The organism is Pelagibacterium sp. (assembly GCF_965249125.1).
Classification (GTDB): Bacteria; Pseudomonadota; Alphaproteobacteria; order Rhizobiales; family Devosiaceae; genus Pelagibacterium.
In genome coordinates this window covers 3,247,223-3,270,538 of the sequence record NZ_OZ252217.1, presented here as the reverse complement: position 1 = coordinate 3,270,538, position 23,316 = coordinate 3,247,223, and the positions used below count along the sequence as shown (strand labels likewise).

Genomic DNA, 23,316 nt, shown 5'->3' with positions numbered 1-23,316 from the left:
GTGGTTTTCGAGAACCGGAACGGAGCGTACTTTTAGGTACGTGAGTACCGGAAGCGCAGAAAAGCGCCATTTGCAGCCCTGCCTCACCCAAATCCTAAAGCACGACGATTCCGGAGTGCTTGGCCTTGTGCTCGGGCTCCACATGGATGGTGATGATGGCGCCGGCATCGGTGTTTTTGAGCGCCGCCTCGATCCTGTCGCAGATGTCGTGGGCGTCCACAACGCTCATGGCGGCCGGCACCACGAGATGGAAATCGATAAACACCGCCTTGCCCGCTTCGCGCGCCCGCACGTCATGGGCCTCGATGGCGCCCTCGGCGTTTTCGGCGATCGTCTGGCGGATGGCGTCGAGCCGCTCGGGTGCCGCCGAAACGTCCATCAGCCCGCCCACGCTGGCCGCCAGCAGCCTCGATCCCGACCAAAGGATGTTGAGCCCCACCAGCACGGCCAGTACAGCGTCCAGCACGGGCTGGCCGGTCACAACGACCAGCACCAGCCCGGCGGCAACGCCCAGCGAGGAAAAAACGTCCGTCCACAGATGCCGCCCGTCGGCCTCCAGCGCAGGTGATTGCAGCTTGCGCCCCTGCCGCACCAGCACCACGCTCCAGCCCCAGTTGATGGCCGTCGCCACCATGGAAATGGCAATGCCTTCGAACGGCGCGTCCAGCGGGTCGGGGGCCACAAACCCCTGCCAGGCCTGATAAAAGATCAAAAGCGCCGCAACGACGATAAACACGCCCTCCAGCACGGCGGAAAAATACTCGGCTTTGTAATAGCCGAACGGCATTTTGGAGTCGGCCGGCCGCGCCGCCAGCCGCACGGCGATCAGCGCGGCGATCGCTGTCGCCAGATTGACTATCGATTCCAGCGCATCCGACAGCAGCGCCACCGACCCGGTGATCTGCGCCGCCCACAGTTTGAGCGCCAGAACGCCCAGCGCGACGACGATGCTGCCGATGGCGAGCTTGAGTACGCTGGACATGAAAAAGGGCTCCGTAAAACCGCGTTACGCAGCCCCTAGACCAAGCCGAGGCGCTTGTCTATCCTCTTGATTTTACTTGCAAATGCTCTTGCAACCCATTTGCAGCGCGCGGCGCGGAAACCAGATGCTCATGGGCGTGGGCCATGCTTTCGAGCACCGCCACGCACAGCGCGGCGATCTCGTCGGGCGGCTGGACAAGATCGGGCACCATCACCGTGCGCATGCCCGCCGCATGGGCCGCCCTCACCCCGGAAACCGAATCCTCGAACGCCACGCAATGGAGCGGGTCGACTTTCAGCCGCCGCGCCGCTGTCAGATAGGGCTCGGGATGGGGTTTGGGGTTGATGACGTCGTCACGGGTGACGATGGTGTCGAAAAACCCGATAACCCCCGCCGCCTCGAGATGGCCCAGCGCGTGATTGGCCCGCGAGGACGTCGCCACGGCCAGCGGAACATCGAGTTCGCGCAGCGCCGTGACCAGCTCGCGCGCCCCCGCCTTGACCGGGACCTCCGAAAGGCGCGACTTCATGATCGAGCGGCACTTTTCGTCGAACATCTCATAGGGGAAATGGGCGCCGAAACTCTCGGCCAGCAACAGCGCCGTCGCTTCGTGCGAGGACCCCACCATGCGCCCATGCACAAGGTCGGTCATTTCAAACCCCATCTCCGTGCACACTTCATAGACGATGGCCTTGAACACAGCTTCGGTGTCGAGCAGCGTTCCGTCCATATCGAAGATGACGGCGTCGAAGGGATGGGCGAGAGGGGACATTTGAGGCTTTCGGATCACGTCTTGAAAGCACGGTCCCCTAGCATGTTCGCAGGGCCGATAAAAGGCGGCATCGTGTCAACCCGGCCATGCGCCTAGTTCTCGTCCTCGGGTCCTTCATCGACATCGGGCATATCCTTGCCCTCGATTTCGCCCCTGCGCCGGCGACGCCTTGGCTTGGCCTCCAGCGTCTTGGCCGGCGCGCCGCCGGCCGCCGCCTCGTCTGTGGCACTGCCCGAAGGCTCGTCCTCGCGCACCATGTGCATGGGCGGCGCCTTGCCGTCCTTGCCGACCCCGAAATACAGCGTCTGGTGCGGGAAGGGGATCTCGATATCGCGCTCGTCGAAAATGCGTTTGACGATGGCGTTGTAAGCCCGCTTGGTGGCCCATTGCTTGCCGGGAAGGGTCTTGATGCGGGCCCGGAGCACCACTTCGCTCGCCCCGAATGCGTTAACGCCCATCCATTCGAAATCGGCGATGATTGCGGTCTTGTATTCGGGATCGGCCCGCAATTGCTCGAACGCGTCGAGCATGGCCTGCCGCGCCTCCTCGACATTTTCGCGATAGCCCACCCCCATGTCGATGACCGCAAAGGAAAAGCCGCGCATGAAATTGGTGACGGTATCGACCGAGGAGAACGGAATGATGTGGTAGGAGCCCTCCACGTCGCGCAGCGAGACCGAGCGGATGGTCAGCCGTTCGACAACGCCGGAAATCCCGCCCACGGAGACCACGTCACCCACATCGATCGCCCCTTCGAGCTGGATGAAGATGCCGGTGATGATGTCCTGCACCAGCTTTTGCGCCCCGAACCCGATGGCAAGGCCCAAAACACCGGCCGAGGCCAGCAGCGGGGCGATATTGATGCCGATTTCCGAAAGCACGAACATCAGCGTGATAACGATCAGCGCGATGGTCAGCGCATTGCGCAGCAGCGCAAACAGCGTGCGCTTGCGGGCCGTCGCGCCCGGCGCCAGTTCGGGATTGACCTGGCTGTCCATCCAGGTGTTGAGCCCAACCCAGGCAAGGATCGCCACGCCCAGGATGACAAGGATGGTCACCGCCGATCCGGCAACGCGCGCCCCGAACTCGCTTTCCACGAAATCGATGAAGTTGAAAAAGCCCAGCTTGTGCAGGCAGAAGATCACGATGGCGCCGATCACGATGATGCGCACCACCTTGAGCACGGCGGGCACGATCCTGTGCAATTGCCGCTGCAGTTCCGGCGAGCGCTTGCGCAGGCCCTCGGGCAGGTTGAACCCGTTGCCGGCAAACCGCTTGATGAGATTGAGGACGACCACCCCGATCATGATGGCGATCACCACCTGCACATTGTCCCAGACATAGGCCTGGAATTCGACACTGGTCCGCGTCAGCGCAATCACCGCCAGCACGGCCAGATAGAGCAGCGCGAAGATGTGCCAGTTGCGGATCGGCAGGCTCAACCCGCGCCGCGCTTCCTTGTTCTCGACCATCCTCATCAGCTTGTGCTTGACCGGCTGGCGCGCCACCAGCACGGCCACCGCCATGGCCATCAGCGTCAGGAGCAACAGGACAACCGAGATGGCCCGCCCCGCCGCGAACGAAACGCTGGCGGTGATCAGCGGCAACACCATCATCTGGCCGAACACGAACAGCGAGATGATGAACCGCGACCACCCCACCACCGCTTTCGCCTCGCCGTCGGAAAGATGCACAAGCCGCTGCTCGGGCAGGTTGGGCGAAACCACGGTCAAAATGATCGCCATCACGATTTCGACCATCAGGAACGCGTTGAGATAAAGCGCGTGTTCGAGCCGGATCACCCCAGCTTCCCCCAGAAACGCCGCCGCGATGCCATAGCCGATGGCGTAGGGAATGGCCGCCGCCACGACGTCGAGGATAAATTCGAGAGCCAGCGCCACCGGCTTGACGATCCACCCGCCCGAATTGAACAGCACCCGCAGCCGCTCGCGTGGAATGCGCACCAGCCGCCGCATCAAAAACAACCCGCCATAGGTTACGACGACCAGGATGGCCACATTGGCCAGAATGCCCCACAGCGCGTTGAGCTCGGAAATCGACAGCGCCGAAAACATCTCCGGCGTCGCGGCCAGTTGCCGCCACAGCTGGCCCAGCGAGGCCATAGTGTTTTCCACGGCCGAGCGCGTCACATCGGAAATCTGCCCGCCGATCGAGCGCAATTCATTGCCCGCATCACCGCTTTCGGTCGCTTCACCCGAGCCGTCGGCCGCCGCGCTGCCCTCGAGCCCCGCTTCAAGCTCGGCGATCAGCGCGTCGCGCGCCGCATCGTCGCGCAGCACCTCGATGAGCTGGCTCAGCGCCTGCTGCGGGTCTTGGCTGGCGCTATCCGCGCTTGCCTCCTGCGCCATCGCGGGCAGGCTGAGCCCCAGACCGATGAGCAAGACAACAAGGAACTGAAACAGGCGGGAAAGAACAAAAACCGGCATGGACCTTCAAATGGGCTGATCGAATATGCGCCGCAGGCTAACCGCCTTGGCGCTCCGATTGAACCCCCGGCGCTCCCATTCGGTTGCCCGTGTTGCATATTTTTTCCCGCGCCGGCCAATTCCGGGCTGTCGCCAAACGGGCGCGATGCTAGTCTCGCCCCGAACCATCACGAGGAGGCCGCAATGGCTTTGGGCAGGATTTTCATCGGCGTTGGGGGCTGGACCTTCGAGCCCTGGCGCGGCACCTATTACCCCGAAAAACTCACCCAGAAGCGCGAGCTCGAACACATGGGCTCGACAATGACCGGGGTCGAGGTCAACGGCACCTTTTATGGCTCCCAAAAGCCCGAAAGCTTTCGCAAATGGCACGATGAAGTGCCGGCCGATTTCATGTTCACCCTCAAAGGCACCCGCTACGCCACCAACAAGAAGGTGCTGGCCGACGCCGGCGAATCGGTTCTCCGCTTCACCTCCTCGGGGATCGTTGAACTCAAAGACAAGCTCGGCCCCATCAACTGGCAGCTCGCCGCCACCAAGAAATTCGACCCCGCCGATTTCGGCGCATTCCTCAAACTCCTCCCCGCCGCCCAGGACAACAGAACCCTCCGCCACGCCGTCGAAGCCCGTCATGAAAGCTTCGCCAATGGAGAGGCCGTCGCCCTGGCCCGCGAGGCCGGCGTGGCCCTGATCACCGGCGCCGATGCCCAATATTCAGTCATCGCCGACCCCACCGCCGATTTCGTCTATCTGCGCCTCCAGGGCACCTCCGAGGACAACGAAAAAGGCTATTCCGAAAATGACCTCGACGCCTGGGCCGACCGCATCGTCACCTACGCCAGAGGCGGTGTGCCCGCCGATCTCCCCAGCTTCGCCCCCGCGCCTGCCGAAACCCCCCGCGACGTCTTCGCCTTCGTCATTTCCGGCTTTAAGGAAAAGAACCCCGCCGCCGCCATGGCGCTGATCGAAAGGGTCAAAAAACTGACCGGCTGATCCCCGGCCCTCGAGCCGGGATCCAGTACCCGGCAGCACCGATGCTTGGTCTCGTTGGCCACAGTTGGGTGGGGAGCGGATCGGCGGGCTTGATAGCTGAAACAATAAATGCGGACGCGGCCCGGGTTTGCCCGTTTGTCATTTCTGGATCAAATCCGCTTTTCACTTGCGCGGCCCTTCGGGTCTCCGAATCGCGGACTTGATCTAGGTCGTTGTTTTGTCGCGCGTCCGAACCGTAAAACCGTTTCCATCCCCGATCGGGTCGAGGACATGTTTTGCTGGACGCGCTCTAGCCGCCAGCACCCTTGAGGTAGGACCGGCACATGGCGACCAGTTGATTCCGAATCTCGGCCTGGAGCGCGACTGGCGTATTCCGCTCAAAGACATTTCGCACTGTGCCGAAAATCACCGAGAGCAGTGTGGAATTCACCAGGTCGAGATCGGCGTAATTGGCATTTGGCGCGGTTGCGAGCATCGCCATGGTCGCGCGGTCCATCCGCCCGGCAAAGGCGTTGACCAGTGCTTCATTGTCGAGTTCGACGGCCGAACTGTATAGCACCCGCGTCACGTCGCTCCGCTCGGTCTTAGCTTCCCAGTATGCGGTGACAAGTGCCCCGATCATGGCGGCGGTCGTCATGCCATGATGGGCGAGACAAACCTTCTCCATGTGCTCGGCCAGCCGATCGAGATAGCGTTCGTTGAGCGCATAGAGCAGTGCCTGCTTGTGCGGGAAGTACTGATACATTGTGCCAACGGACACACCGGCCCGCTCAGCCACGCGCGTGGTCGTCAATCGATGCACGCCCTCGACCAGTAAAACCTGAATGGTCGCTTCGAAGATCGCCTCGACGGTGACAGTCGAACGGGCCTGACGCGGCCTTTTGCGGGCATTGAGGTGTTTGGGGGCGGCGACGTCCATATGCGAATCCAAAAATCGAATGATCCTTCATATAATTTCACCAGGCATTTGGCCAGTTATGGAAGGATATCGATGATGACGACACAGAAGATCGCACTGGTAACCGGTGCAAACAAGGGTATCGGTTTGGAGATCGCACGTCAGCTGGCGCAGTCTGGTGTTGCCGTATTGCTGGGTACACGAAATGCTGCACGCGGGCAGCAAGCTGCTGAAGCGCTCGCGTTGAGCGGTATCGATGTTGAAGTTATCGCCATCGATCTCAATGACGAAGCGACGATAAGGTCAGCCGCGCAGGTGATTGAAGACCGGCACGGCCGGCTCGATATTCTGGTCAACAATGCCGGGATTGTTGATCCCCAGGACGGACCGCCATCCGTGGCTTCCATCGCTGCTGCGCGACGGCTCATGGAAACCAATTTTGTCGGCACGCTGGCGGTGACCCAGGCCATGCTGCCGCTTCTGCGCAAGTCCGGGGCGGGCCGCATCGTCAATCTCGCCACAACCCTTGGCTCCCTGGCAATCAACGGCGATCCGTCATCGCCCTATTACGAGGCGCGCCTGATTGGCTACAACGCATCCAAGGCGGCTCTCAACATGCTCACCGTTCAACTGGCGGCGGAACTGAAAGGGTTGGGGATTGCAGTCAATTCGGTTGCGCCCGGCTATGTCAAAACGGACCTCACCGGTCATAACGGGTTCATGACGGCCGAGGAAGGTGCTCGTCTGCCGGTCGAATATGCCCTTCTCGAGGAGGGAGCTATGTCGGGCCGCTTCGTCGAGCCAGCAGGCGTCGCGCCTTGGTAGCCTGTGATTGCAAAAAAAAGAGATCGGGAGGATGCGCAGGTAAACTCACCGGCGCATCCGAGGCTCCGCGGTTTCGCCAATGGCCGCTATCAGGACAACTGGTTGCTTAACTCATCTACCGCAATGGCGCCGCAGGCTGCTCCCAAGCCGCTACTCACGTTGGAACCACCCGCCCCTCCCACCTTGACACCCGCACCCAAACGCCACACATAAAGTTACATGAAACCCCCAACCCCACACCCCCCGCTTTCGGCGCCGGCCACGCCCGCACTTACGCAGCGGGGACGCCGCGCAAGGTGCCGGGCTTCGATGGCCTGCACGCCATGACATCCCAGCTTCTGGCCGAGCGCGTGCCGGGGAATGGAAAAGTCCTCGTGCTGGGGGCCGGTGGCGGGCTGGAGCTCAGATCGCTGGCCGAAAATCACCCCGGCTGGACCTTTGACGGCGTCGACCCTTCAGCCGATATGCTGGCAGCGGCGCGGGAGACTATCGGGGCCCATGCGGTGCGCGTCCGCCTGCATCACGGATATATCGAGGACGCCCCCGATGGCCCGTTCGATGGCGCCGTGTGCCTTCTGACCTTCCATTTCATCGCGCGCGAAAACCGGCTCGAAACGCTCGGCCACATCCGCCGCCGCCTTGCGCCGGGCGCGCCCTTTGTCCTCGCCCATATCAGCTTTGCCCAGGCCGAGCCCGACCGCAGCCAATGGATTGCCCGCCACATCGCCTTTGGCGGCGGCGATCCGCAAAGCAAAGCCGCCCGCGCCGCCATCGCCACAAACCTCACCATCCTCGCCCCGGACGAGGACGAGGCCATGCTCAAAGAGGCCGGTTTTTCCGATATCGCCCTGTTCTACGCCGGCCTGAGCTTTCGCGGCTGGGTGTGCTACGCCTGACGGCGCTGGGCACGCGCCCGCCACACCCACCGCCGTCATCCCGGACCTGATCCGGGATCCAGTACCCACCAGCGCTCGCGTTTCACCCTCTCAAGGGAGAGGTTTAGAAAAGCCGCCCCGCGCTTCACCTCTCCCCTTGGGGGAGAGAGCTTGCCCCGGACGCGATCCGGGGTCGACGCGAAGCGTCGGGTGAGGGGGCCTTCCACTTACCGCAGCCAGAACCACCGAGAACCACCCTCTCCTTCGCTGTCCCGGACCCGATCCGAGACCCAGCAGCCCTGCCGAACCACCGGAGTTTGCGGACGGGCACATGGACCCCGGCTGGAATTTACCCCGGCGAAAGCCGGGACCGGGGCAGCGATGGTGGACGGGACAGTTTGAGCACGGCAAAGAACCTGCGGTGCCGTCACAACCCTCTTCCCCCACCGTCATCCTCGGGCTTGACCCGGGGATCCGCAACACCGCCGCGCCTCCAGCACAAGTGTTGCTTCATGCCACTCGGCGAAAACCCCCCGCTCCCTACGCCACCTTGCGCGCCGCCCGGTCCGCGGCAAACGCCCGCCCGAACCGGTTGGCAAGGAACGCGTCAAGGTCGATCTCTTCCTGCGCCACGAAGCCTTTTTGCGCCAGATCGCCCGCCGCCAGCATGTCGAGCACCGTACAGATACCCGCCGCGGTGGTGATCTGGATGGCCGAGCGCTCCTTATTGCCAACATAGCCCGAAAGCACGGTGCGCTCGAAAATCTCATGCGCCGGCTTGCCGTCTTTGGTGCCGGTCACATCGACCCGGATCACCACCATGTCCTGCTTGGTCGTGGTCAGCGCGTGCCGGAAAACCTCCAGCGCCAGATCGCGCCGGTCCTTAAGGTTCAAATCGTTGAGCAGCAGCTTCATGATCCGCGCATGGCCCGGATAGCGGATGGTGCGATAGTTGAGGTTCTTGACCTTGCCCAGCAGTTTTTCCGGGGTCGAACCCAGCCCGCCCGAAGTGTTGAACGCTTCGTAATCCACCCCGTCGATACTGAGCGCCTCGATATCCTCGAGCGGCGCGATTTCTGCCATTTTCCCATCGACGATAGCTTCGCACGGCTCGCAATATTCGTTGATCACCCCCTCGGGCGACCAGGTCAGCGCGTAATTGAGCACATTGGTGGGAAATTGCGGCAGCGCCCCCACCTTCATGGCGACGCTATCGAGCGTATCGAATTTTTTCGCCAGGCTCATCGCGGCAATGGCGATGAACCCCGGCGCCAGCCCGCATTGGGGGATGAACGCGGTTTCCGCCTTGCCCGCGACCTCCTTGACCCGCCGGGTTGATTTCACGTCTTCGGTCAGATCGAGATAATGGACCTTTGCCGCCGCCGCCGCTTCGGCAATCCGCGTGGTCAGCGAATAGGGCGCCGCCGAGAGGACGGCAAATTTGCCTGCAAGGATTTTTTCCAGTTCCCCCGGCTCGGCCACTTCGCAGCGCGCCGTTTTGACCTTCGCATCGGTATCGAGCGCCGCCAGTGCCTCGGCGGAGCGGTCCACCACCGTCACAGTGTAATCGCCGCTCTGGCTTGCCATGTCCGCGATGGTCGCGCCGATGCGTCCGGCGCCGATCACAACGATCTCTTTCATCCCAAAACCCCTCTTGGTCAAAGATCACAAATGTTGCGGCACCGAACGCTCAACTCCATAGCTTTTGGCGCCATTGTTGCCCATGATGCCACACAGTTCCGTTGATTTGCAGGCTGTGATCGGGCACAATCACGGCATAGAATGCGCAAATAGACGAAAATTTACGCCATAATGACGAAAATTAACGCCGACCGCCAACTGATCGCCCTGCTGCGCCAGAACGCGCGAATGCCGGTCGCCGAGATCGCCAGAAAGCTAGGAATTTCAAGGAGTACGGCCCAGTCGCGCCTCGAAAAGCTCGAGCGCAACGGCACCATTGCCGGCTATGTCGTAAAACTGTCCTACGACTATCTCGCCGGCCAGATCCGCGCCCATTTAATGGTCACGGTCTCCCCCAAACACGCGCCTAAGGTCTTCAGATTCCTCGATGATTTGATCGAGGTCCGCGCCGTCCACTCGGTCTCGGGCAGCTTTGACATGATCGTCATCGTCGAAGCCCCCTCGGTCGCCGAACTCGACACCGTCATCGACAAAATCGGTGCGCTCGACGGCGTCGAGCGCACCATGTCATCGATCATTCTCTCGACCCGGATCGACCGTTAAGCGCCTGATTTGCCTTGGAATTCCGCAACGGTATCGGCAGCGATCTGCTGCAGGAACGCTGCTGTTTCGGCGTCCAGCCGGCCGAAATAATCATATTCCAGCCCCACCGGCGAAGCGTCATAAAGCGTGGCATAGGTCGTCGCCGCCGCCAGGTAGGACCCCGCCAGGCTGGGGTGGCTGTGGTCGAATTCCATATGCAGTTCAAGCTCGGGCCGCGCCTCGTAAGCCTTGGCGAACGCCAGCCCGACGGGGATCACCAGTGCATCGACTTCCGCGCCGACCTCGGTATAGACCCGCGCCAGATTTGCCGTCATTTCCGGGTCATAGCTGTTGTGTCCCTCGGCATAGGCATGGCTCATGTAAAGCACTGTTTGCGCGCCACTTTCATCGATCAGCGCATCGGCGGCCACCACGGCGTCGCGGAAGCGGGCGGTGCGCGATTCCGAGTTGGCCGCGGCGCTGTGACCCTGCAGAATCACGGCGTCGAACGGGGTGTCATAGCCAATGGCATCAGGTGTCAGGTAGTGCGCGAACGGGTGCATATCGAGCGAACCGCCTGAGATGGTGATCGAGCGAAAGGCCAGGTCCTCGATCCCCTCGCCTTCGCCGACCATGCGGCTGGTGTGGTTATGCAGGCTGTCATTGTAATAAAAGTACGAATTGCCAACGAACAGGATCTGTTTGGGGGCATCCAGTCCAAAATCGGCAGCGCCGGGTTGAGGGGCCATATCCTGTCCGAACGCCGAAGTCGAGGCGAGCACAACCATGGCTCCAACAAGGGAGCGGGTAGCAATAGTCATTTGATTTTCCTCCATATTCCACCCGCCTGTGCGGTGAGAGGTCACACAGGGATGGAGGCTGATGGCTAGCCCCGCCGCGCGGTCGCAGCAACCGGCGGAAGAAGAAATCGCGCGACTTTTTTGCCAGCTGCGCGGCTGATGGGTGGAAACGGGAACATTATCCCCGCCTTTGTGTAGCGTGTTATACCCATCATCCTGAAACGCTACTTGCGGATTTCATAAAGACGGAAACGGTTTGCGCTCGGCGCAAATGCCATGGGGAAGTGATTTTCGCCGATCTTGTAGATTTCGGCCACGGCATCGAGCTGGGCCATAAGGCCCCGATGCCGCTGGCTGCCCGAGTTCTTGTCAAAAAACATGGACTGGCCCTCGGGATAAATCCGCGCGGGGAAATACTGACAGATAAAGGCGCTATAGTCGGTCGCCAGCGGCGAACGCGTACGACCGTTCTCTGGGGCACGATTCTGGCAAAACGTTGCTAGCGCGGGATTTTCCGCCCCGTAGCCGCGTCAAAACAATGCAGATGCGCATGCTCGATATAGAGGGTGAGCTTGTCGTCATTCTCGCCGGGGTGGATGCCCTGTGTCCGCAGCACGAGTTCATTGTCGATCCCCTCGGCATGGGCATAGACAAGACTTTCCGAGCCGACCAGTTCGACGGCGTCCACGATGACCTCGATTGTGAGATGGGGCCCGGCCGGCGGTGTGAGCGTTATATCTTCCGGGCGGATGCCGATGGTGCCGCATTGGGACGAAACGAAATCGGGCAGGTCGCCCGCCACCCGCCCTAGCGCCTTGGTATCGAGCAGGTTCATGCCCGGTGATCCCATGAAACCGGCAACGAACACCGAAGCGGGATCGGTATAGATTTCGAGCGGCTTTCCAACCTGTTCGATCTGCCCGTTATTCATCACCACCAGCTTGTCGGCCAGCGTCATGGCTTCGAGCTGATCGTGGGTGACATAGACCGATGTCGTGCCCAGCGTGCGCTGGAGACGGCGGATTTCCACCCGCATCTGGCCGCGCAGCTTGGCATCGAGATTGGACAGCGGTTCGTCGAAAAGGAAGGCCTTTGGCTTGCGAACGATGGCCCGCCCCATGGCGACACGCTGGCGCTGGCCGCCGGAAAGCTGGCGCGGCTTGCGATCGAGGAAAGCCTCGATCTCCAGAATGCGCGCCGCTTCATTGACGCGTTCGTCGATCTCCGGCCGCGGCGTCCTGCGGTTTTTCAGTCCGTATTCAAGGTTGCCGCGCACGCTCATATGCGGATAGAGCGCATAGTTCTGGAACACCATGGCGATATCGCGTTCGGCCGGCTCAAGCTTGTTGACGAGCGTTTCGCCAATCCGCACTTCGCCCGAAGTGATGGTTTCAAGCCCGGCCAGCATGCGCAGCAAGGTCGATTTTCCGCAGCCCGAGGGGCCGACGAGAACCACGAGTTCGCCGTCTTCGATCGACATGTCGATGCCCTTGATCGCCTCGACATTGCCGGGATAGACCTTGCGGAGGTCAGAGATTTCGATTGTAGCCATTGGTTTTATTTCTCGGTTTCGACCAGGCCTTTGATGAACAGGCGCTGCAAGAGGAGGACGACGAACACGGGCGGGACCATGGCGAGCATCACCGTTGCCATGACAAGGTTCCAGGCCGGCTCCCGGTCGGTATTGGCCATCAAACGTTTGATGCCCATCACGATCGTATAGAATTGCTCCTGGGTGGTGATGAGCAGCGGCCAGAGATATTGCACCCAGCCATAGATGAACATGATCACGAACAGCGCGGCGATATTGGTGATCGAAATGGGGAGCAGGATATCCTTGAAGAACTTCATCGGACCCGCCCCGTCGACTCGCGCCGCTTCCATGAGCTCTTCGGGCACCGTCATGAAAAACTGCCGGAACAGAAAGGTCGCAGTCGCTGAGGCGATCAGCGGGAGAGTTAGCCCGGCATAGGAATTGAGCATTCCAAGATTGGCGACGACGGCAAATGTCGGGATGATGCGGACCTCGACCGGCAGCATCAGGGTGACAAAGATCATCCAGAAAGCCAGCATGCGGAACGGGAAGCGGAAATAGACAATGGCAAAGGCCGAGGTAATCGAAATGGCGATCTTGCCCACGGCAATAATCATCGCCATCCAGAACGAATTGCCCAGCATCAGCCACACCGGCGGCGTACCGGCCACTTCGAGCCCGGAGCCCAGCATCTGCGAATAGGTGGGCCCGATATTGTCGCCCGGCAGCAGCGGCATGACACCTCGGATGAAGGCCGCGGGTTCATGGGTCGAGGCGATGAACGCGACATAGACCGGAAAGGCGACGATCAGAACGCCAACGATCAGGATGAGGTGAGTGAGGAAGTCGAGCCAGGGCCTGTTTTCAACCATATTTGGGTCCTTCCTAGTAATTGACCCGGCGTTCCACGTAGCGGAACTGGATGAAGGTGAGGATGATCACGATACCCATCAAAAGCACCGACTGGGCCGAGGATGAACCGATGTTGAGCCCGGCCACGCCGTCGGTATAGACCTTGTAGACCAGCGTCATCGTCGCCTGTCCCGGCCCGCCCTCCGTCGTGGCGTCGATCACGCCGAAGGTCTCAAACATCACATAGTTGATGTTGATGATCAGGAGGAAAAACGTGGTGGGCGAGAGCAGCGGGAAAACGATCGTCCAGAACCGTTTGAACGGTCCGGCGCCATCGATTGAGGCGGCTTCCGACAGCGAGGCGGGGATAGATTGCAGCCCGGCGACGAAAAACAGGAAATTATAGGAAATCTGCTTCCAGGCGGCTGCGATGGTGATCAAAGCCATGGCCTGGGTTCCATTGACGCGATGGTTCCAGTCGATACCGAACCAGTCGAGCACATGGGGCAGCAACCCGATGGTGGGGTTGAAAAGGAACCACCAGAGCACGCCGGCCACCACTGGCGCTACGGCGTAGGGCCAGACCAGAAGGGTAGTATAGGCTTTCGCCGTGCGCAGAACCCGATCGACGCACACCGCCAGAAGCAGCGCGAACCCCATCGAGAGCACGGTAACCGAGATGGCAAACACGGCGGTCCGGCCCAGCGCATTGAGATAACTCGGATCGGACAGGATGCGCGCGTAATTTTCAAACCAGACGAAGCTGGTGCGGAAGCCGAAGGGATCCTCCCGCTCGAAGCTCGATTTGACCGCCTGGCTGGCCGGCCAGAGAAAGAAGATCGCTGTAATGATCAACTGCGGCGCCAAAAGCGCGTAAGGAAGCCAGCGATTTGTGAAGATCGACCGTTTGGTCTGCATTCAACGCCCCTGGATAGTGTGTCATCTGCCAGTCTTCTAGTGTCGAACCGGTTTGATGAAAGAGACCCCGGCGGAAAAGCCGGGGTCAGAACGCTTGCGATCAGCGCTGTTTAGGAATTGGCAGCCTGGAAATCACGCAGGATCTGGTTGCCGCGCTCGACCGCGGAATCCAGAGCTTCTTGCCCGGTCTTTTCTCCTGCCAGGACCGATTGCAGTTCCTCGTCCATGACCATCCGGACCTGGGGCATGTTGCCGAAGCGCAGGCCCTTGGAGTTTTCAGTCGGAGCATTGAGGTTGATCTGTTCGATGGCAGTGTCGGTACCGGGGTTCTCTGCGTAATAGCCCTGCTCCTGGCTCAACTCGAAAGCGGCCTGTGTGATCGGCAGATAGCCTGTACCCTGATGCCATTCGGCCTGCACTTCGGCCGAGGAGAGGTAGTCGAGGAAGGCTGCAGTTGCCTGGTACTCGGCTTCATCGTGACCTGAGAGGACCCAAAGGGTCGCGCCGCCGATGATGGAGTTCTGCGGGGTGCCTTCAACGTCGTCATAATAGGGCAGCATACCGTAGCCGACTTCGAAATCGGCATTGGCAACAACACCGGCACGCGAAGCCGACGATGCCATGAAGATGGCGCATTCGCCCGAATAGAAGGCCGGAGCATTGTCCGAACCACCGGCCGGACCGCCGTAAACAAAGATACCTTCATCCTGCCAACGGGCCAGGTCGTCCCAGAAGCGGGCGACGACGTCGTTGTTGAAGGCGAACTCGGTATCGAGCCCGCCAAAGCCGTTCTCAAGCGTGCCATAGGGCACGTTGTGAAGAGCTGAAAGGTTCTCCGAACCTATCCAGGTGGCGGTGTAGGTGATGGCCATGCCGCAGCTTGCAGCGCCCGACTCGATGATCTGGCGCGAAAATTCCTCAGCCTGTGCCCAGGTGGAGGGCGCAACTTCCGGATCGAGCCCGGCGGCTTCGAACACGTCCTTGTTGTAGTACAGGATCGGGGTCGAGGAGTTGAACGGCATCGAGAGCATGTTGCCGTTGGTGTCTGTATAATAGCCGGTGACGACAGGCAGATAGACCGAGGGGTCGAAATCGTTGCCGTATGCTTCCATTAGTTCATAGACCGGGTAGACGGCGCCTTCGGCGGCCATCATAGTGCCGGTGCCGACTTCGTAGATCTGGACGATGGTGGGCTGCTCGCCGGCGCGGAAAGCGGCAATGGCGTTGACCATGGTCTCTTCATATTCGCCGCGATAAGAGGCGTTGACCACGTACTCGTCCTGAGACGCGTTGAAATCTTCGGCAATGGCGGCAACGCGCTCGCCCAGTTCGCCGCCCATTGAGTGCCAGAAGGAAATTTCGGTCTGGGCAAACGCCGAAGATGCACCCAGGAAGAGAGCCACACCGGCTGTGCCGCTGGCCAGAATTGTCTTGAACATGATGTTCTCCCGATCAATGTCATTGCGGCCGCATCCGGCCGATGGTGTAAAACCATGGGCGAGATGCCTAGACCGGGCGTGCAAAGCTCAGGTGACGGTATCGTGATGTTTGCATGACGGTGGAAAACCCCGACGCACGTGGCATCGAGCTCATCAGCCAAGCTCGCGATGGGTCTTCTGGCCTCCTCCTCACGCCACGATCATGTGGCCGGCCACCCCGCATTTTTGCGTCAGCGGCCAGACCATTGTGACACTATCGTCATAATTGACAACCCGGTTCAGCGGCCGGATTTCACCCTGTAGAAAACGGCAAACATCTCGACATGGGATGAGTAGGCGAACTGGTCGACCGGCGTCACCGTGCCGATGCGATAACCGCCAGCAATCAGAAGGGCCGCATCCTTGGCAAAGCTCTGGGCATCGCAGCTGACGTAGGCGATCGTCGGAACCGTCGATTTCGCCAACGCCTTGACCTGTGCCTTAGCGCCGGCCCGCGGCGGATCGAGCACCACGGCGTCGAACCGGTTGAGTTCGAACACGCCGAGCGGTTCGCGAAACAGGTCGCGGCGCTCGGCCGTGATGGGCTTGAGCCCTTTGGTATTGCGCCTCGCGGCGTTGAGCGCATCAATTGCGGGCGCATCGGAATCGGCTGCGAAAACAGGGGCACGCGCGGCAAGCCGCAAGGCAAAGGGGCCCATGCCGCAAAAAAGATCGGCGATCTGCTTCGCACCTCGCACCCCGTCAACGACCAGAGACGCGAGCACCTCTTCGGCATCGGCGGTGGCCTGCAAAAAACTCGATACGGGTATGGGTACGCTCGACTTGCCCATAGTCACTACAGGAGGACGCTGGAGGATCAACGGTTCGCCGTTGAGGGAAATCCGGGCAAGATCATGCTCGCGGGCGATTGCCGTCAAGTCAGCAGTGGGCTTGGCGCGTTTGGCTCGGATCGCAACGTCGAGCCCCAAATCGCTGGCGGTAAAGCTAACGTCACATGGTCCCACAACGGCGGCAATGGCGCGCGCAATCTCTGGCGCGCGGGCGAGCGCGGGCACAAGGACGGGGCAAGTGTCGATATCGTGGATAGCATGGCTGCGAAGCGCCATGAAACCCGCCGCAGATTTTGTTGCGTGCAATGTGGCCCGACGGCGACCCGCGCCATGGGCAACGATCGGATCTGCTGTGTCGGCCTGAACCCCGGCGCGCGATAGGGCATCGACGACCAGGCCGCGTTTGAATTGACGATAGGCATCGGCCCCGAGGTGCTGGAGCTGACAGCCCCCACAGGCGCCAAAATGCGGGCAGAAGGGTTGGCCGCGCATGGGACTGGGCTCGATGACCTCGATAAGGCGGCCCCGATTGCCGTCGATCTCGACAGTGATTGTTTCACCTTCGAGAGACAGGGGAACAAAGATCGGTTTGCCGTCGAGCGTGGCAACGCCCTCGCCCCGATGGCCGAGGCGTTCGATGGCGAGGGTTTCGATACGGTTCATTGCGCTGTGGGGTCAGCCCCCGCTGCGAGACGGCTGTCGACGACGGGGCGTTCTGGAATGGATGGCTGGGCGCCAGGCGTCAGACAAGCCAGACCAGCCGCGACCGAGGCTCGTTCCATGGCCGACGACAGATCGCCCCCCTCGGCCAGCCCGGCTGCCAGATAGCCAACGAATGTATCACCAGCGCCTACCGTATCGACGGGTTTGATTTTGAGCGAGGAGACAGTGGTAACCGAACCGGCAGCTACGGCGATGGCGCCGCGTGAACCGAGTGTGGCGACAACGGTGTTGCCGAATTTTTCTGATAGCCAGGAAACAGCGTCGGCTTCGTCGAGCTCCGGTGCCTCAAGCAGTTTGAGCACTCCGGCCAATTCGGTTTCATTGACCACGAGCACATCGACTTTCTCCAGCAATGCCGGATCGAAATCCACGAACGGGGCCAGGTTGAGAACGACCTTGGCGCCATTTTGGCGAGCCAGGGTTGCGGCGGCAAGTACCCCGTCCATCGGCGTTTCAAGCTGCAAAAGGAGATAGTCCCCATCCGCGATTCCGGCCTGCTCCAGTGCGGCTGCCGTTAGCCGCGAATTGGCGCCGGGCAGGACGGTAATCATGTTCTCCCCAGCGTCATCGACAATGATGAGAGCGGTTCCGGTGTGCCGGTCCATGCGCCGCACACCTGAGAGGTCGATTTCCGCTTCGCTTAGAAGGGCAAGGGCGCGCGTTGCGAAGTCATCGCTGCCGACGCACCCGACCATCTTGACCTCCGCCCCGGCTCGGCTCGCGGCAAGCGCCTGATTGCCTCCCTTGCCGCCGGGTGAAAACTCAAGGCTGGTGCCCAGAACGGTTTCGCCCGGCCGCATCAGGGTGGGCGCATGACCGATCAGGTCGATATTGATGGAGCCGAACACAACGATCACGGCATCTGTCCTCCCGGGCAAGATTTTTTCTTCTTGTGCCAGAGGAAAAGCATCGAACTCAAACGATTTCGTCGCATACTCGTTGCCATTGGCCAATTGAACTGATGCCGCATGAAATTAGAACGGCGCGACAGGCGGAACAGGCCGCCGCCGCATGGCGCGCTTTAATGGCCAAACGGAGCCCGCGCAAGCGTTCAGCCCTTGTTCAGCCCGCAGAAACGACAAGACCAGCCGTTCATTGATTGTTTGAAAGACCAAGGAGACCTGAGCCATGAAATCCATAGCAACCCCCGTTGGCCTAGCAGCCCTAGCGACGGTCATGATGGCCAGCTCCGCCCTTGCCGACACGCTGACCATCACTGGCGACATCGCCTATCGCGAACGCATCGCGCTGCCCGAAAATGCGGTGGCCACTGTGTCTTTGGTCGATGTCTCGCTGGCCGACGCGCCTTCGACAACGATTGCACAGGACCTCATCGATCCGGCTGGCCAGGTCCCCATCGGCTTTGTCATCGATTTTGACTCAGCTTCTATCGTCGAGGGACATGCTTACGCCATCGCGGCGCGGATCGAAGTTGATGGCGAACTCTGGTTCATCAACGATACCCGAATTTCCGTCGATCCCCTGACCCAGACCGAGCTGGTTTCCGTGCCCTTGGTCAATGCGCGCAGTGCCGGGACCACGCCCCCCGAGGAGGGCGACGCCACTGGGGTTGCCTTGCCTGCCGATCTGGTCGGTACAGCGTGGCTGCTGACCATGCTCGGCGAAATGCCGTCGGCCGAGGACGTTAAGGCAACCCTGATTTTTGGCGAAAGCGATCCATCCTTGGGCGGTACGGGCGGATGCAATACCTACGGCGGGTCCGTCACTGTCGATGGTGACGGAGGCTTGTCCATTTCAGATGTCTTTTCAACCATGATGGCCTGCGAAGACCCCAAGATGAGCCAGGAACGCGCCTTCTTTGACGCGTTGGGAGCAACAACGGGCTACAGTGTCGAGGATGACACGCTCACATTTTTCGATGCCGACGGGAATCCTATCGCAACGCTTGCGGCAAGTGCCTCAGAATAGGTCCTCCCTGCGGGTTTCAGGGTCCATCAGAGCATGAACCCTGTCCGCCCCCAGTCGGGCGAGCTTTAACAGCATCGCCTTGCGCCGCGCGCCGGGCAGGGGATCGTGCTGTGCGTGGCGCAAAATATCGCCCCAATGGCCGTCCGCCACCATCAGCCCTTCTTCGGCGGGGAAAATTTCCGCATCGAGTTCCGGCGGTTTGCAGAAAAAGAACCGGTCGCAAAAATCCTTGTAGTTGGGCCATTTGGCGTCGACCTTGTAGTCCATAAGGCTCGATTTGATTTCCACGATCCAGATTTCGCCCTTGCCCCCCAGAGCAATAACGTCGGCCCGGCGCCCGTTGGAAAGCGGCACTTCGGCAAAACAGGTCATGTCATGGACCGAGCGCAGAAAACGCATCACGCCCCGCTGCACGCGAAGGGCCGTGGGTGACTGACGGCCGTCAACAATCTGGGGCTGATAGCTGGATTCGGTTTCGCTCATGTTCTCATTTTATTCCGTCCGGACCGTCGTGGCCAGCCTCCCAGTATTTCATAAGTGAAATGATGGTTGCGAACATTTCCGTAGCGCCAGTCGGTCGCGAGGACGCATAGTGAACCCATCGGCGAGCATGGTTCGCCACCAGTCATCCATCCCTCAGATGCAGAAAAAGGCGCGTTGAGCGCGCCTGAAAGGCTACGCCATGTTCAATTCCGCGTTCATGAAGCTGCGTGAATGGATCCTTTTTCACCAGACCCATAACGCGCTCAAACGGCTCGATCTTCATCTCAGGCGCGACCTTGGGCTCAAGGAAGCAGATCTGCGGCGCATCAGCCGTAAGGTGATGCACCAAAAAGGCCCCATAAGCCTGTTTGCCCTGCGCGAGGAGGACGAGCGGTTGGAAGCCGATGTTGTCTCTAAAGTGCCATCTGCGTGCGGGTCAGCCCGCCATGACGCTCAAGAAAGGCGACGATTTCGTCAACGCCCTTACCCCGCTTGAGATCGGTGAAGACGTGGGGCTGACCGTCCCGCATCCGGTGGGCGTCGGCCTCCATTGTGCCCAGGTCGACCTCGACATAGGGGGCGAGATCGGCCTTGTTGATGACCAGCATGTCAGAGCGCGTGATACCTGGACCGCCCTTGCGCGGAATTTCTTCACCCTGGCAGACCGAGATGACATAGAGCGTGATGTCGGCAAGGTCGGGGGAAAATGTCGCCGCCAGATTGTCGCCGCCGGACTCGATAAAGACGATATCGAGGTCGGGAATGCGGGCGCCAAGCTCGGCAATCGCCCGCAGATTGATCGAGGCGTCTTCGCGGATTGCCGTATGCGGGCACCCCCCGGTTTCGACCCCCAGGATCCGTTCTTCTGGCAACGCCTGCAGGCGCACCAGCATCATGGCGTCTTCCTTGGTGTAGATGTCATTGGTCACGACCCCGACCGAATAATCATCGCGCAGTGCCTTGCAGAGTTTCTCGGTGAGCGTGGTTTTGCCAGAGCCCACCGGGCCACCGATTCCCACGCGGAGCGGACCGTTTGCTGAACTCATGATCGAAAAATCCTTACATTGAGGTCTTCATGCCTCAGGCTTGCAATATCGGTGCCATAGGACAAGCTCGAAATGTCATCCAACTGCGCCGAGAGCGCTTCCGTGCTCAGCTGCGCGATTTTTGCTTCGAGGCTGGCAAGAATGACCAGGCCCGCCGTTTGTCCAAGTGGAATAAGCCGCACACCGACCGAAATCTGTTGGGCCACAACGCTGTTGGCATAGCCAGCGACTCCCGCTTCCGGTGAAACGCCCTGCAAGCCGGCCTTTGCGCCAAAGGCAATCGGCAAAGCCATGGGGCGCTCGAAGGCCGCGTTGAGCTCATTCGGCGTGACTGTTGGCCATGCCGACGCGGCCTCGAGAAAGGATTTCGCCTGCTCGCGCGTTTCCTTATCCCGCTCGGACGACATCTGCAGGGCAAGGCACAGGCTGTTGGCCTCTGCCAGCGTCTCCCAGTCACCACTGGTCACCGCGCGGGCAGCGATGGCGAGAAAATAGGCATCGGTGTGAAGGCTGCCACAATGGATCTGACCGCTTATCCATTCGGCAAGCTGGCCGCTATCCTTGACTCGCCCTTCGGCGATGGCCGTCTCGAGCCCCTGGCTATAGGCAAACCCGCCAATTGGGAAAGCCGGCGAGAGCCAGGAAAACAGCCGGATCAGAGCGGCCCGCTCATCCATGATGATGGTGGACGTGCCCATGATCCTGACCCGAATAGGCCCCCCGCAACGGGGAGAATGGCGCATTGACCTCCGCGACCCTGGCTCCCAGCCCCTCCAGCATGTCTTTGATGACGTGGTCACGTCCGATCAACAGACGATGGGGGACCCCAGATTTGGTTTCAATCTGGCAGGGCAGGTGCCGGTTGCCGATATGCCAGCACAATTGCGCAAGATGGCTCGTATTGTTGCCGGTAATCGCATAGAGCGGCTCTTTTGCCGCGACGATCTCGGCGAATCGACCGTCTTCGAGCATGAGCGCATCGCCGGTTTCCATCGTCACGGTTTGCGGGAGGTCGACGAGGACATCGAGCCCATTGTCGAGTGTCACGAGCTTGCGGCGCAGCGCGCGCTGATCGTGAGCCAACTCAACGCGCCCGGCGAGGGCGCCTTGCCATTGGCCGTTTGCTTTGACACCTGTTGCTCGCATTCCCGCTCCTTGGTCAATACGTTCCGCTGCCGGCATCCAAAGCAAGAAACGCGCCAGCGATCAGGGTATGTCCTGGGCCGCGTGACAGGTGATGGGTTCGGCCTCGTTCTCTTCGGTGCCATCCATGATGTCGGTGAACATGGCTTCGTTGCCGCGCGACCACCATTCATATTGTCCTGAAACATAGCGCGCGCCAGAGGCGGCGATGACATTGACGAAAATCATGTCCTCACCCTCGATCGGCACAATGGCGAGAAAGGTGGGGTGGGCGTTGATGTACTGCACGCTCATCGGCTCTTCGATGCCGTCGCACTGATAGGTCATCACGTCGCGCTGGGCATTGCCCTCGAAATCGAGCACGAATTGCATGGACGTTTCCACGGCACTGGCGGGCAACGCGGCAAGAGCCAGACAAGCGGCGAGCACAAAGGATTTCATTATCGGCCTCCTGTGAGATTTAGCCAATGAAACCTAACATCGGATTCCGGGCAGCACCATGGCCGGTCCGGTCACACAAATCCAAAAACGATACCGTAAACGATTGCCCCGCCCAGCGTTGCCAATGAGACGTCGCGGCGCCAGAAATAGATCGCGGTCACCGCTCCCGACCCCAGTACCAGCGGCGCAATCACGTGCAATTGGGGCGACAGCATGGGCAGGCTCGCTCCGACATAAAGAGCGGCGATGGCAGCCGGTCCGGTTGCTGCCAGAAACCGGCTCAGCGGAGCATCGGGATCCCCCGTGCCGCGCATGAAGCGCGTCGGCAAGAAGCGCAACAGCCAGGTACCAAGCCCCACGAGCAGCGTAACGATAAGGAATTCGGCGTTCATGACCGCCTCCGGATCAAAAGGCCCGATAGCGCGCCAACGATCATGCCGCCCAATATTCCCACCGTGGGTGAAACGAGAACGATCAACGGTAAAGTGACACATGCGGTGACGATCACCACCGGGACATGCTCTTTGGTCAAAAGCGAAAGTACCATTGCCAGAAATAGCGCTGGCATGAGAAAGCCCATGGCCGCATCGACCGCGGGCCACGCGGCCAGCGAAGTGCCCAGCAGCGCTCCGATTGCCGTGCCGATCACCCAGGAGAGATAGGGGCCTGCGGCAATGCCGAACATGAAGCGCGGTGAGAAATGATCCTTTGTTCGGTTGAGCGCAATGATTGCCGAACCGAACGCGCCGTCGGAAAGGAAAAAGCTCCACGCCCAGGCATGTTGCCGGGTTGCCCGCTCGCGCGCCGCTTCCAGGATGGCCGGTCCGTAAAAGACGTGCCGCAGATTGGTGGCGATGATCGAAAGCGCAGTCACCAGGATCGGCGCGCCGGCTCCAACCAGCGCCAGTACCAGAAACTGGCTCGCTCCCGCATAGACCACCGCCGAGAGCATGATTGCTTCCAGTGCGGAGAAGCCCGCCTTGATGGCGGCGATGCCAAACGCGATCCCGACCGGCACATACCCGATGGCTATTGGCGTTGACGCGCGCGCGCCGGAACGGAAATTGGCAAGAGGAGTAGACATGAAAGGAGCATGGAGGATGGATAGTCCCATCCTCTATAGGACCGATCCGTCGCGAAGGCCATACGTGACCTTGGTGCTTGCT

25 protein-coding genes are annotated in these 23,316 nt (G+C 60.7%); 5 read left to right on the top strand and 20 right to left on the bottom strand.

Features of this window, described 5'->3' with window-relative positions; genetic code table 11:
* Nucleotides 1-94 precede the first annotated feature (94 nt).
* The 3 genes from ACP148_RS15860 to ACP148_RS15850 all read right to left on the bottom strand — a co-directional run bounded on the left by ACP148_RS15860 (nt 95) and on the right by ACP148_RS15850 (nt 4,201).
* Nucleotides 95-982 carry a cation diffusion facilitator family transporter gene (locus ACP148_RS15860; RefSeq protein WP_421952177.1) on the bottom strand — a complete coding sequence of 296 codons (888 nt, stop codon included), beginning with the start codon at nt 980-982 and terminating at the stop codon, nt 95-97.
* A gap of 58 nt (nt 983-1,040) precedes the next feature.
* Nucleotides 1,041-1,754, bottom strand: coding sequence for an HAD family hydrolase (locus tag ACP148_RS15855; RefSeq protein ID WP_421952176.1), 714 nt, complete (start codon nt 1,752-1,754; stop codon nt 1,041-1,043).
* 92 nt (nt 1,755-1,846) lie between these two features.
* Nucleotides 1,847-4,201, bottom strand: a complete 2,355-nt coding sequence (locus ACP148_RS15850; protein WP_421952175.1) for a mechanosensitive ion channel domain-containing protein — start codon at nt 4,199-4,201, stop codon at nt 1,847-1,849.
* 183 nt (nt 4,202-4,384) lie between these two features.
* Between ACP148_RS15850 and ACP148_RS15845 the strand changes: the two genes are divergently transcribed.
* Nucleotides 4,385-5,191 carry a DUF72 domain-containing protein gene (locus tag ACP148_RS15845; protein ID WP_421952174.1) on the top strand — a complete coding sequence of 269 codons (807 nt, stop codon included), beginning with the start codon at nt 4,385-4,387 and terminating at the stop codon, nt 5,189-5,191.
* 289 nt (nt 5,192-5,480) lie between these two features.
* On the opposite strand, the gene ACP148_RS15840 is transcribed toward ACP148_RS15845, so the two are convergent.
* Nucleotides 5,481-6,110, bottom strand: a complete 630-nt coding sequence (locus ACP148_RS15840) for a TetR/AcrR family transcriptional regulator (RefSeq protein ID WP_421952173.1) — start codon at nt 6,108-6,110, stop codon at nt 5,481-5,483.
* A 72-nt stretch (nt 6,111-6,182) separates the two neighbouring features.
* Between ACP148_RS15840 and ACP148_RS15835 the strand changes: the two genes are divergently transcribed.
* Together ACP148_RS15835 and ACP148_RS15830 are read left to right on the top strand one after the other, a co-directional pair.
* Nucleotides 6,183-6,914 (top strand): SDR family oxidoreductase, encoded by a 732-nt coding sequence (locus ACP148_RS15835; RefSeq protein ID WP_421952172.1) that lies wholly within the window; start codon nt 6,183-6,185, stop codon nt 6,912-6,914.
* 296 nt (nt 6,915-7,210) lie between these two features.
* Nucleotides 7,211-7,810, top strand: coding sequence for a class I SAM-dependent methyltransferase (locus tag ACP148_RS15830; protein WP_421952171.1), 600 nt, complete (start codon nt 7,211-7,213; stop codon nt 7,808-7,810).
* A 519-nt stretch (nt 7,811-8,329) separates the two neighbouring features.
* Here ACP148_RS15830 and ACP148_RS15825 read toward each other — a convergent pair.
* The gene (locus ACP148_RS15825; RefSeq protein WP_421952170.1) at nt 8,330-9,430 is read right to left on the bottom strand and encodes a saccharopine dehydrogenase C-terminal domain-containing protein; all 1,101 of its coding nucleotides are present in this window, start codon (nt 9,428-9,430) and stop codon (nt 8,330-8,332) included.
* Nucleotides 9,431-9,601: 171 nt separating this feature from the next.
* Between ACP148_RS15825 and ACP148_RS15820 the strand changes: the two genes are divergently transcribed.
* On the top strand, nt 9,602-10,033 hold the full coding sequence (locus ACP148_RS15820) for an Lrp/AsnC family transcriptional regulator (protein WP_421952169.1): 432 nt from the start codon (nt 9,602-9,604) through the stop codon (nt 10,031-10,033).
* Here ACP148_RS15820 and ACP148_RS15815 read toward each other — a convergent pair.
* The 8 genes from ACP148_RS15815 to ACP148_RS15780 all read right to left on the bottom strand — a co-directional run bounded on the left by ACP148_RS15815 (nt 10,030) and on the right by ACP148_RS15780 (nt 17,986).
* Entirely contained in the window at nt 10,030-10,833 is an 804-nt protein-coding gene (locus ACP148_RS15815) for a hypothetical protein (protein ID WP_421952168.1), read from the bottom strand. The genes ACP148_RS15820 and ACP148_RS15815 overlap by 4 nt on opposite strands.
* Before the next feature lie 203 nt (nt 10,834-11,036).
* Complete coding sequence (locus ACP148_RS15810) at nt 11,037-11,192, bottom strand: hypothetical protein (protein ID WP_421952167.1); 156 nt, start codon at nt 11,190-11,192, stop codon at nt 11,037-11,039.
* Between the two features lie 119 nt (nt 11,193-11,311).
* Nucleotides 11,312-12,364, bottom strand: coding sequence for a sn-glycerol-3-phosphate import ATP-binding protein UgpC (locus ACP148_RS15805; RefSeq protein ID WP_421952166.1), 1,053 nt, complete (start codon nt 12,362-12,364; stop codon nt 11,312-11,314).
* A 5-nt stretch (nt 12,365-12,369) separates the two neighbouring features.
* Nucleotides 12,370-13,218, bottom strand: a complete 849-nt coding sequence (gene ugpE, locus ACP148_RS15800; RefSeq protein ID WP_421952165.1) for a sn-glycerol-3-phosphate ABC transporter permease UgpE — start codon at nt 13,216-13,218, stop codon at nt 12,370-12,372.
* A 13-nt stretch (nt 13,219-13,231) separates the two neighbouring features.
* The gene (gene ugpA, locus ACP148_RS15795) at nt 13,232-14,116 is read right to left on the bottom strand and encodes a sn-glycerol-3-phosphate ABC transporter permease UgpA (RefSeq protein WP_421952164.1); all 885 of its coding nucleotides are present in this window, start codon (nt 14,114-14,116) and stop codon (nt 13,232-13,234) included.
* Between the two features lie 110 nt (nt 14,117-14,226).
* Nucleotides 14,227-15,555, bottom strand: coding sequence for a sn-glycerol-3-phosphate ABC transporter substrate-binding protein UgpB (gene ugpB / locus ACP148_RS15790; RefSeq protein ID WP_421952163.1), 1,329 nt, complete (start codon nt 15,553-15,555; stop codon nt 14,227-14,229).
* A gap of 278 nt (nt 15,556-15,833) precedes the next feature.
* The gene (locus tag ACP148_RS15785) at nt 15,834-17,048 is read right to left on the bottom strand and encodes a class I SAM-dependent RNA methyltransferase (protein WP_421952162.1); all 1,215 of its coding nucleotides are present in this window, start codon (nt 17,046-17,048) and stop codon (nt 15,834-15,836) included.
* Nucleotides 17,045-17,986, bottom strand: coding sequence for a ribokinase (locus ACP148_RS15780; RefSeq protein WP_421952161.1), 942 nt, complete (start codon nt 17,984-17,986; stop codon nt 17,045-17,047). Before ACP148_RS15780 ends, ACP148_RS15785 begins: the two co-directional genes overlap by 4 nt.
* A 250-nt stretch (nt 17,987-18,236) precedes the next feature.
* Here ACP148_RS15780 and ACP148_RS15775 point away from each other — a divergent pair, with 250 nt between their 5' ends.
* Nucleotides 18,237-19,037: a YbaY family lipoprotein gene (locus tag ACP148_RS15775; RefSeq protein ID WP_421952160.1), complete on the top strand. Its 801-nt coding sequence runs from the start codon at nt 18,237-18,239 to the stop codon at nt 19,035-19,037.
* On the opposite strand, the gene ACP148_RS15770 is transcribed toward ACP148_RS15775, so the two are convergent.
* The 7 genes from ACP148_RS15770 to ACP148_RS15740 form a co-directional block, all read right to left on the bottom strand.
* A complete protein-coding gene (locus ACP148_RS15770; RefSeq protein WP_421952159.1) occupies nt 19,029-19,520 on the bottom strand; it encodes an MmcB family DNA repair protein in 492 nt (163 codons plus the stop codon). The genes ACP148_RS15775 and ACP148_RS15770 overlap by 9 nt on opposite strands.
* Nucleotides 19,521-19,933: 413 nt before the next feature.
* Nucleotides 19,934-20,566 carry an urease accessory protein UreG gene (gene ureG, locus ACP148_RS15765; RefSeq protein WP_421952158.1) on the bottom strand — a complete coding sequence of 211 codons (633 nt, stop codon included), beginning with the start codon at nt 20,564-20,566 and terminating at the stop codon, nt 19,934-19,936.
* The gene (locus ACP148_RS15760; RefSeq protein WP_421952157.1) at nt 20,563-21,264 is read right to left on the bottom strand and encodes an urease accessory protein UreF; all 702 of its coding nucleotides are present in this window, start codon (nt 21,262-21,264) and stop codon (nt 20,563-20,565) included. Before ACP148_RS15760 ends, ureG begins: the two co-directional genes overlap by 4 nt.
* Nucleotides 21,236-21,712 (bottom strand): urease accessory protein UreE, encoded by a 477-nt coding sequence (locus ACP148_RS15755; RefSeq protein ID WP_421952156.1) that lies wholly within the window; start codon nt 21,710-21,712, stop codon nt 21,236-21,238. Before ACP148_RS15755 ends, ACP148_RS15760 begins: the two co-directional genes overlap by 29 nt.
* A 60-nt stretch (nt 21,713-21,772) precedes the next feature.
* Nucleotides 21,773-22,150 carry an MliC family protein gene (locus ACP148_RS15750; RefSeq protein ID WP_421952155.1) on the bottom strand — a complete coding sequence of 126 codons (378 nt, stop codon included), beginning with the start codon at nt 22,148-22,150 and terminating at the stop codon, nt 21,773-21,775.
* A gap of 71 nt (nt 22,151-22,221) precedes the next feature.
* A complete protein-coding gene (locus ACP148_RS15745) occupies nt 22,222-22,542 on the bottom strand; it encodes an AzlD domain-containing protein (protein ID WP_421952154.1) in 321 nt (106 codons plus the stop codon).
* Nucleotides 22,539-23,234: an AzlC family ABC transporter permease gene (locus tag ACP148_RS15740; protein WP_421952153.1), complete on the bottom strand. Its 696-nt coding sequence runs from the start codon at nt 23,232-23,234 to the stop codon at nt 22,539-22,541. Before ACP148_RS15740 ends, ACP148_RS15745 begins: the two co-directional genes overlap by 4 nt.
* Nucleotides 23,235-23,316 lie beyond the last annotated feature (82 nt).

Bases quoted from the DNA above. Each gene is read 5' to 3' on its own strand.
- ureG (WP_421952158.1), bottom strand. From the start codon at position 20,566: ATGAGTTCAGCAAACGGTCCGCTCCGCGTGGGAATCGGTGGCCCGGTG.
- ACP148_RS15820 (WP_421952169.1), top strand. From the start codon at position 9,602: ATGACGAAAATTAACGCCGACCGCCAACTGATCGCCCTGCTGCGCCAG.
- ACP148_RS15775 (WP_421952160.1), top strand. From the start codon at position 18,237: ATGAAATCCATAGCAACCCCCGTTGGCCTAGCAGCCCTAGCGACGGTC.
- ACP148_RS15785 (WP_421952162.1), bottom strand. From the start codon at position 17,048: ATGAACCGTATCGAAACCCTCGCCATCGAACGCCTCGGCCATCGGGGC.
- ACP148_RS15825 (WP_421952170.1), bottom strand. From the start codon at position 9,430: ATGAAAGAGATCGTTGTGATCGGCGCCGGACGCATCGGCGCGACCATC.
- ACP148_RS15750 (WP_421952155.1), bottom strand. From the start codon at position 22,150: ATGAAATCCTTTGTGCTCGCCGCTTGTCTGGCTCTTGCCGCGTTGCCC.
- ACP148_RS15745 (WP_421952154.1), bottom strand. From the start codon at position 22,542: ATGAACGCCGAATTCCTTATCGTTACGCTGCTCGTGGGGCTTGGTACC.
- ACP148_RS15760 (WP_421952157.1), bottom strand. From the start codon at position 21,264: ATGGGCACGTCCACCATCATCATGGATGAGCGGGCCGCTCTGATCCGG.
- ACP148_RS15805 (WP_421952166.1), bottom strand. From the start codon at position 12,364: ATGGCTACAATCGAAATCTCTGACCTCCGCAAGGTCTATCCCGGCAAT.
- ACP148_RS15740 (WP_421952153.1), bottom strand. From the start codon at position 23,234: ATGTCTACTCCTCTTGCCAATTTCCGTTCCGGCGCGCGCGCGTCAACG.
- ugpB (WP_421952163.1), bottom strand. From the start codon at position 15,555: ATGTTCAAGACAATTCTGGCCAGCGGCACAGCCGGTGTGGCTCTCTTC.
- ACP148_RS15815 (WP_421952168.1), bottom strand. From the start codon at position 10,833: ATGACTATTGCTACCCGCTCCCTTGTTGGAGCCATGGTTGTGCTCGCC.
- ACP148_RS15840 (WP_421952173.1), bottom strand. From the start codon at position 6,110: ATGGACGTCGCCGCCCCCAAACACCTCAATGCCCGCAAAAGGCCGCGT.
- ACP148_RS15845 (WP_421952174.1), top strand. From the start codon at position 4,385: ATGGCTTTGGGCAGGATTTTCATCGGCGTTGGGGGCTGGACCTTCGAG.
- ACP148_RS15835 (WP_421952172.1), top strand. From the start codon at position 6,183: ATGATGACGACACAGAAGATCGCACTGGTAACCGGTGCAAACAAGGGT.
- ACP148_RS15860 (WP_421952177.1), bottom strand. From the start codon at position 982: ATGTCCAGCGTACTCAAGCTCGCCATCGGCAGCATCGTCGTCGCGCTG.
- ugpE (WP_421952165.1), bottom strand. From the start codon at position 13,218: ATGGTTGAAAACAGGCCCTGGCTCGACTTCCTCACTCACCTCATCCTG.
- ACP148_RS15770 (WP_421952159.1), bottom strand. From the start codon at position 19,520: ATGAGCGAAACCGAATCCAGCTATCAGCCCCAGATTGTTGACGGCCGT.
- ACP148_RS15810 (WP_421952167.1), bottom strand. From the start codon at position 11,192: ATGTTTTTTGACAAGAACTCGGGCAGCCAGCGGCATCGGGGCCTTATG.
- ugpA (WP_421952164.1), bottom strand. From the start codon at position 14,116: ATGCAGACCAAACGGTCGATCTTCACAAATCGCTGGCTTCCTTACGCG.
- ACP148_RS15850 (WP_421952175.1), bottom strand. From the start codon at position 4,201: ATGCCGGTTTTTGTTCTTTCCCGCCTGTTTCAGTTCCTTGTTGTCTTG.
- ACP148_RS15855 (WP_421952176.1), bottom strand. From the start codon at position 1,754: ATGTCCCCTCTCGCCCATCCCTTCGACGCCGTCATCTTCGATATGGAC.
- ACP148_RS15755 (WP_421952156.1), bottom strand. From the start codon at position 21,712: ATGCGAGCAACAGGTGTCAAAGCAAACGGCCAATGGCAAGGCGCCCTC.